7 protein-coding genes and 3 tRNA genes are annotated in these 6,542 nt (G+C 51.9%); 3 read left to right on the top strand and 7 right to left on the bottom strand.

What is annotated here, in order from left to right; translation table 11 throughout:
• Positions 1-471 precede the first annotated feature (471 nt).
• From PHV74_06015 to PHV74_06005, 3 genes are all read right to left on the bottom strand, one after another.
• A tRNA-Ala gene (locus PHV74_06015) sits at positions 472-547 on the bottom strand.
• Between the two features lie 79 nt (positions 548-626).
• Positions 627-1,151: a DUF1648 domain-containing protein gene (locus PHV74_06010; GenBank protein ID MDD5093918.1), complete on the bottom strand. Its 525-nt coding sequence runs from the start codon at positions 1,149-1,151 to the stop codon at positions 627-629.
• A 184-nt stretch (positions 1,152-1,335) separates the two neighbouring features.
• Complete coding sequence (locus PHV74_06005; protein MDD5093917.1) at positions 1,336-1,767, bottom strand: DNA-binding protein; 432 nt, start codon at positions 1,765-1,767, stop codon at positions 1,336-1,338.
• 164 nt (positions 1,768-1,931) lie between these two features.
• Between PHV74_06005 and PHV74_06000 the strand changes: the two genes are divergently transcribed.
• From PHV74_06000 to PHV74_05990, 3 genes are all read left to right on the top strand, one after another.
• Positions 1,932-2,005 (top strand) — tRNA-Gln (locus tag PHV74_06000).
• A 5-nt stretch (positions 2,006-2,010) separates the two neighbouring features.
• A tRNA-Glu gene (locus tag PHV74_05995) sits at positions 2,011-2,087 on the top strand.
• Between the two features lie 148 nt (positions 2,088-2,235).
• Positions 2,236-3,027, top strand: a complete 792-nt coding sequence (locus tag PHV74_05990) for a PAC2 family protein (GenBank protein MDD5093916.1) — start codon at positions 2,236-2,238, stop codon at positions 3,025-3,027.
• A 70-nt stretch (positions 3,028-3,097) separates the two neighbouring features.
• On the opposite strand, the gene PHV74_05985 is transcribed toward PHV74_05990, so the two are convergent.
• The 4 genes from PHV74_05985 to holA all read right to left on the bottom strand — a co-directional run bounded on the left by PHV74_05985 (position 3,098) and on the right by holA (position 6,510).
• Entirely contained in the window at positions 3,098-3,292 is a 195-nt protein-coding gene (locus PHV74_05985; protein MDD5093915.1) for a hypothetical protein, read from the bottom strand.
• A gap of 263 nt (positions 3,293-3,555) precedes the next feature.
• The gene (locus PHV74_05980) at positions 3,556-4,158 is read right to left on the bottom strand and encodes a DUF3786 domain-containing protein (protein ID MDD5093914.1); all 603 of its coding nucleotides are present in this window, start codon (positions 4,156-4,158) and stop codon (positions 3,556-3,558) included.
• A 41-nt stretch (positions 4,159-4,199) separates the two neighbouring features.
• Entirely contained in the window at positions 4,200-5,207 is a 1,008-nt protein-coding gene (locus tag PHV74_05975) for a hypothetical protein (GenBank protein MDD5093913.1), read from the bottom strand.
• A gap of 319 nt (positions 5,208-5,526) precedes the next feature.
• Positions 5,527-6,510: a DNA polymerase III subunit delta gene (holA, locus tag PHV74_05970; protein ID MDD5093912.1), complete on the bottom strand. Its 984-nt coding sequence runs from the start codon at positions 6,508-6,510 to the stop codon at positions 5,527-5,529.
• Positions 6,511-6,542: the final 32 nt, after the last annotated feature.

Genomic DNA, 6,542 nt, shown 5'->3' with positions numbered 1-6,542 from the left:
CAGGCAGTTCTCCTCCAGATGCTTGGGCTGCACCTCCCTCAGCGAATGAAAATTAAAGCAATGTAGTACCAACTTTACGTTCGGGAGAAGCACCTGTCAGCTTCGAAACTGCGGAAGTTGGGCTAACCACGAAGCGCTGGAGAAAGGAGAACTCAGACTATCAGACCTGGCTCCCAGGATACGGGCATTGAGAGACCGGCAGGATGAGCTGAGCAAGGCCAGAGTTCAGGCAGAGGCTGATATCGTGGTCGAAGGCGCGGAGAAGCTGGATCGGGAGAGAGTGAAAGCGCATGTCCACGATCTCAAAGCAATGCTGACCGAATCGGATATAGCGGGGAGCAAGGCCTTTCTTCGTTCTTTCGTGAAGCGGATAGAGGTGGATGGCGACAACGTTAGCCTATGGTATAAACTGCCGCTGCCTGCCGGAAGCAAGAAGAAGGAAAATTCTGAGGTTCTGCCTATTGATACCTTTGGTGGAGATAGGGGGACTCGAACCCCCAACCTCGGCGATGCGAACGCCGCGCTCTCCCAGTTGAGCTATATCCCCAGAGCTTACTGATGTTAGCAAAAGGATAAATGAGGTGTCAAGTGAAACTGAACTGAGCGGAGGTGTTTCCCCTCACTCTTCAATGGGGCAGAGTTTTTTCATCTGCTGCCATCGGAGGCGAATTGAATCGGATGACGAGCAAGACGGACCAGACAGCTGCAAACGTCATGAAACTCCCCAGTGCGGGCCAAAACATCCCTTCGTTTAGCTTGACGGGGTGGGACTGATTGGTCCTATAGGCCAGATGAAGAACATAAAGGATAAACACGTTGGTCGCCACACCCAGGACACTCATCGAACTAGCCAATCGGGTCAACGTATTCTCCCTGTTTTCGGGTGATAGCCAGTATTCCCTTTTTGGCAGGTTCACAAATCGGGGCGGCACTTTTTTGATCAGTAACGGCAGGAGGCCGAATATCAATGAAAGGAAAAGGATCAGCCCGATAGCCATTGCCATATTGGCGCCTTTGGACATCCAATCATTAGGAAGTCCGCCAGCGCCGAAATGAGTGGCTACCCTATCCGGCAGCTGGCTATAATAATAGATCTGGAGCAAGATGCCGATTAACGCAGTGCCAAGCAGCCATAACCTGGAAGTGCTCATGCTGACATCATCGATCCGCTAGGCATACTCATCTGCCGAGTCCTTCACAGACACCCAAACCCGGTGCGATTAGTGTTCTTCAAGGACAAGCCTTTCGTTATTAACGGAATTACCGTGCCTCTGGCTGAGGTGGCAACACGCCTCAATTCACGGGCGTGTTGCCATAAGAAAACCCCCGGCGCCTTTATATTTTCCACAAAGCGAGGCCGGTCACCGCATCCGGGCCTCTCTCCAGTGACGGCCCATCAAAGGCTTCCAACACAAATTCACCGGCGAATACAATGGTGCCCTGCGCCAGATGTCCGCCACACGCCTTGCCGTCTTTATCAGAAAAGGTGATGTGGGCATGGACAAAAGGGCTGCCGTCCTTGAGGGAGATATTACCCACTAGATTGGTGATCTCCATCGGCTGATCCAGATTCAGAAATGAATACTGATGCGTCTTCTGGTCATAGTACCCTACGCGACCCTTCTGGACTGCGCCAAGCGCCTCGACGCGTCCCAGCTTGATGTTCTCCTTCTTGCAGACCTCGGTAAGCTCTTCCAGTAAATCAGCACCGTGGCTCAACTTGCCCATGAATGTTTCCTTGGATTTAACCTTCTTTATGATTGCCATGCACTACCTTCCTTTCTTTTCTAATGCTGAAAAAGCCTCGAGGGATATCTCTGCTGAGTTCCGGTCTCTGGAGATGATTTTAGCATGTTCTGCCTTGGAGAGATACCGGTGATGATCACTTGTCAGGCTATCACAACTCAGTTATAATCAAGGGCGTGTTGGGATGGGGAATCGTCTAGCGGTAGGACAGCGGACTCTGGATCCGTTAGCCCAGGTTCGAATCCTGGTTCCCCAGCCATCTTTGGCGCATTCGTCTAGCGGCCTAGGACATCGCCCTCTCAAGGCGAAGATCAGGGGTTCGAATCCCCTATGCGCTACCAATGTTGCCCCTCCTGAGTATTCGGGAGTGCTTGTGCCAAACTTGGGAAGCGCTGACGAGTGTCGGCTAACCCACCTGATCCCCAAGTGGGTAACAGAAGATTGAGCCGCATTTGATCACGACTTCCTTTGCATGGAATGGAGATTCGCATGGATTGTCTGAACCTGCAATACTACCCCAAACTCAAAAAGCCGGTGCTGCTGGCCGCTTGGCCGGGGGTCAGCAATGTTGCTCTGGAGGTGGCGATCTACCTCCGAGACAAGCTGGCGGCCGAAGAATTTGCTGATATTGATCCACTGGATTTTTACAGTCCGCTGGGCATTCTGGTACATAACAATGTGGTTCAGGTCCCGGTATTCCCGGAGAGCAAATTCTATTTTGCCCGGACGCCCAAGGGCAAAAGCGACCTGGTCATATTCATTGGGGACGCTCAGCCGGATCGGAATCAATATGAGATGGCCCATGCCATTATTGATGCCGCTCAGAAGCTCAAGGTAAAGAGGATTTACACCTGTGCCGCCGCGCTCGTCAACCACAGCGTGGAAAAGTCACAGGTATGGGCTGCAGCAACCAGCTCCCGGCTGGTGAAAGATCTGAGAGACTACGATATCACACTGACCGGCGATTTTCAGATCCGTGGACTCAATGGATTGTTGCTTGGGGTAGCCAGGGAAAGAGGTTTGGGGGCTGTTTGCCTTCTGGGGGAGACCGCCAAATATGCGTCCGAGTTGCCTAATCCGATAGCCTCATATGCCGTACTTGGCGTGCTTACCAAACTACTGGGAATAGAGATGGACCTTTCGGATATTGCTCAAGAGGCCAAGCAGATGGGCGAAGTGATGAGGACGCTATCGCGTGAGGTCATGGCCAAATACATTGACCACTTTACCCAGCCTATCTGGGAGCAAAACCCGAGCGCGGAAGATGAGGAAGACGAATAGCCTTTTTTGAACCGATGGTCCGCGCAGCTATATTCGCTTCAGTCCTGCACCCAGACGGCGGATAACGCGATTAATTCCATTCTTTATCTGAGGGAAGAAGGTTGGGGAAATCCTTTTCCTCACCACATCGTTTGCATAATCCTTTACTTGTTGGGCCGCTGGGTGGGTCTATCACCCAATGATGAATACACTGTTCTGCTGGCCGATCTTGGACCAATGATTCGTTCAGCGATGGATTATCTTTGGTCAGAGTTTCTCTTGCCATTGCGCAGCCTCCTATCCACGTTTTTCTATACCACTCAGATTAGGGTCTTGGCTGATATTCCTCAAGCGGGAGAGCATGTAATTTGTGGTGCTGGTGTCCTCCCAAAGTTGTATGGGGATATCCTGTAGAACAGTAAGAGCCTTTCACTTTCTGGATTGGGCCTTTGAAAAGCGAGGGCCAACATGGTTTGCCGACTGCATTGACCAGACAAGTGCAGAGTGTGGGATATGGGAGATCTTTGCCAGAGGCCACCCCGAAAATGTCTACTTCGGGGTTTTGTATCGTTGCAGGGTATTCAGGTAGGAGCCCAGGAGTGATAAATCCTCTGTGGGTAAGTAGGCAGAAGCTGCCGCATCGAAGAAAATGGCAACCGAGGATTGAACTTCCTCGTCACCGAGATATAAAATACAAGCGATAGGGATTCTGGGCAGAGCCAGGAACCGGAAGCCTGCATCGCCAGTGCGCGTTATTACTTCCCCTCCCAGTGCCAGCGCACCGAGTCTGAAACCTTCAATATCCTCCCCAAAGCTTTTGGTCAATGGATTTATGGCCATGGTGAAGAATCGGCGTTCAAAGAAAAGAGCTCCCGGCAATTGACGATACGTGATCCACTCGTCAGCCACAGCAGTACCATCGGAGTGTATCAGGTAATGCAGCATCACCAGCCGAAGCCATTGAGGAAAGGGAGCCGGATTTGCCGCCTCTTGAATATTGCCCTCGGGGTGACTTAAAAGAAAAGCGCGATTAAAGAACCTGATCCGGAAGTTCTTCCCATCAAAGTCGGTGCCGCTTTTGGCAGCCGCCACATACGGGCTGAGTTTGGCAAAGTCATCCAGTGCCTTGTTCAGGGCAATTTCATAGGCCATTGTTATTCACCCGTTCGGCAGGAACACTCATCAGAGAGCCCTCAATTCCAGTAGGTTTCGATGGTGGAAACGGCACCCATCGGTTTCACGTAGCTGGATCCGAGGTCTTTCCAGAGCGCATCGAGGTTGGGAAACCAGTCTTTGAGCCTGTTTCCCCAGCTCAGGATTTCTGAATAACCCGTTCCTTGTTTGATCACGGCATTATAGGCCTCTACGTCATGATTGTAGGCGTCTACGCTGTCCCGGTAGAACTGGCTGCGCTGGGAGTAGTTCTGATAGTAACCGTATCCGAAGAGGTTGCCGGTGTATCGAGCATTGGTCAGCGGTTTCCAAAACTCGTCGGGTTTCATATTGCAGTCGATAAACGTTTCTTTGACGCCCGCGAGTATGATCACGCCGTATATCTTGTCTTTTTCCACATAGGCGATCTGATCCCTCTCCGTGTTATCTACATAGACCAGCCCTTTATCTGTCGTCTGAAAAGCGTCCAGTGCGTGTCCGGTAGACTCGCTTGCAAATCCAAGTTCCACATAGGCCGATCGGAAACCATAATTCGAGGCATTGTCCCTGAGAGTGATGGCAAAACCGGAGCAATCGAACTGATCGGCGCTGTACGGATACGTATCCGTCTCATCTGCCGATATGAAGGTCCGTAGTTCTTGCCAGGTGGGATTACGGAGAGACGACTGTTCAGCTCTCTTCAAAAGACTCTGGTAATCTGCCTCAAGTGTAGCAAGATCACGGATCGCCTTATCATACTTTGGCTGCAAGAAATCTTGCTGGACCTTGATAGCTTCATACTCTGACTGCAAAGAATCGCGCTTGGCCTCGACCTCTTCATAACCTGTCTTCAAGGAATCATACTCGGCTTCGAGGGAGTCAAGGTTGGTTTTTGCCGATTCCAGGTCGACCTTTTGCGCAGCATTCTCGGCGGTCAGTGCAGCATTTTGAGTTTTGAGGGTTCCGCTATCGGATCCCGAACTGCAGGCGCTGACCATGAGTGCCATCGATATGAGTATTGCCATGGACATGAGAAAGAATCGCTTCATGGTGTTTATCCATTTATTCTGATATGCCGGATCAGGCTAGATGACGCTGCGGTTCGTGAGAGGTCTTCCCCTTTTTCGCACAGGCAAGAGGGTTTGTGCTAAACGGGGTTATTATATCATGGATTCGCCAGGTTTGTAGCTGACCAAGGTCAGGGGTGATGAAATCCATTCCGGGGATGAAGAGGATGAGGGGGCGAATTGGGATCAAAGCTTTGATCGCTCTGTTTGTGGCGATTGCCATTCTGTCAGTGCTATGGCCTGCCGGGTAGTAGAGTGTGGAGTGCGATTGTGAGAAGGGAGATATCTGAGCCGGTTTGCATCAACACAGGTCAGTGACCAGGAGATCGAGGGCCAGTTCTCCTTCCAGTACCCCCTTTTTGATCGAAAGGTCGGTATCCAGGAGCCTGCGATAGGTCTTCTCCAGGCGATCGATCGAATATTCTCTGGCCTGATCTAGCGTCTTTTCCAGAACAAACGCGGATGTCAGCCCCATTTTGCTGCCGATCGCGCTGGAAGGCACATTTTGGGCCAGGAGTCTTTTGGCTTGGACGAGGAGGCGAAACTGTCGGGTAATCATGTAGAGAAGATAGGGAGGGGCGGCCCCTTCATCCAGAAGCTGGTGCATCATCCGGGAGGCGATTCCCAATCTCCGCTGAACGATGGCGTCCACCATGGTGAAGACATTGGATTCCTTGATATAACTCACCAGCGCGGTGATATCGGCCAATTCAATGGAGCGCTTGCCGGCATAGAGGCAAAGCTTATCGATCTCGCTGGAAAGGATCCAGAGGTTACTGCCGATCAGATCGGTCATCAGGCGCAAAGCCTGCGGTGAAATCTTGCCGCCGTTATCGGCCACACGGGAGCGAGCCCAATCCTGCAGCTCCGCGCCTTTGGGGGATCGGTACTCCTTGATGGTGGCAACCGGAGCCAGCTTTTTCAGAAGAGGATTGGTTTTGTTCAGTTCTCCATCGATCAGTACCAGCACGGTGCTTTCCGGCATGGTGGGCACGTGCTCGGCCAATGTCAGCCAATCCTTTGATTCGGGCGCTGAGGGTTTCCCGCCGCGGCGCTTGGCACCTTGTTCGAGGCGACTCAGCAATCCTTCGACTATGATCAATCGTTTCGGAGCCAGAAAGGAGATCGTGTTGCAGGCGGCCAGAAGCTGGGCCAAGTGGACCTTGCTGCCATCGAACACTGTGGTGTTGGATTCTCCCAGCTCCGAGCCTCCGGAATCCGCTTTGATTCTGGCCAGAGACGCTTTGATCGAGAAGTCATCTTCACCATAGAGAATGTGGGGCAATTTTACTCTCCCATTGGGCGATGATTAGGGTA

The sequence above is a fragment of the Dehalococcoidia bacterium genome, assembly GCA_028711995.1.
In the GTDB taxonomy this organism is placed as follows: domain Bacteria; phylum Chloroflexota; class Dehalococcoidia; order SZUA-161; family SpSt-899; genus JAQTRE01.
This window is presented reverse-complemented; position numbering and strand designations above follow the sequence as displayed.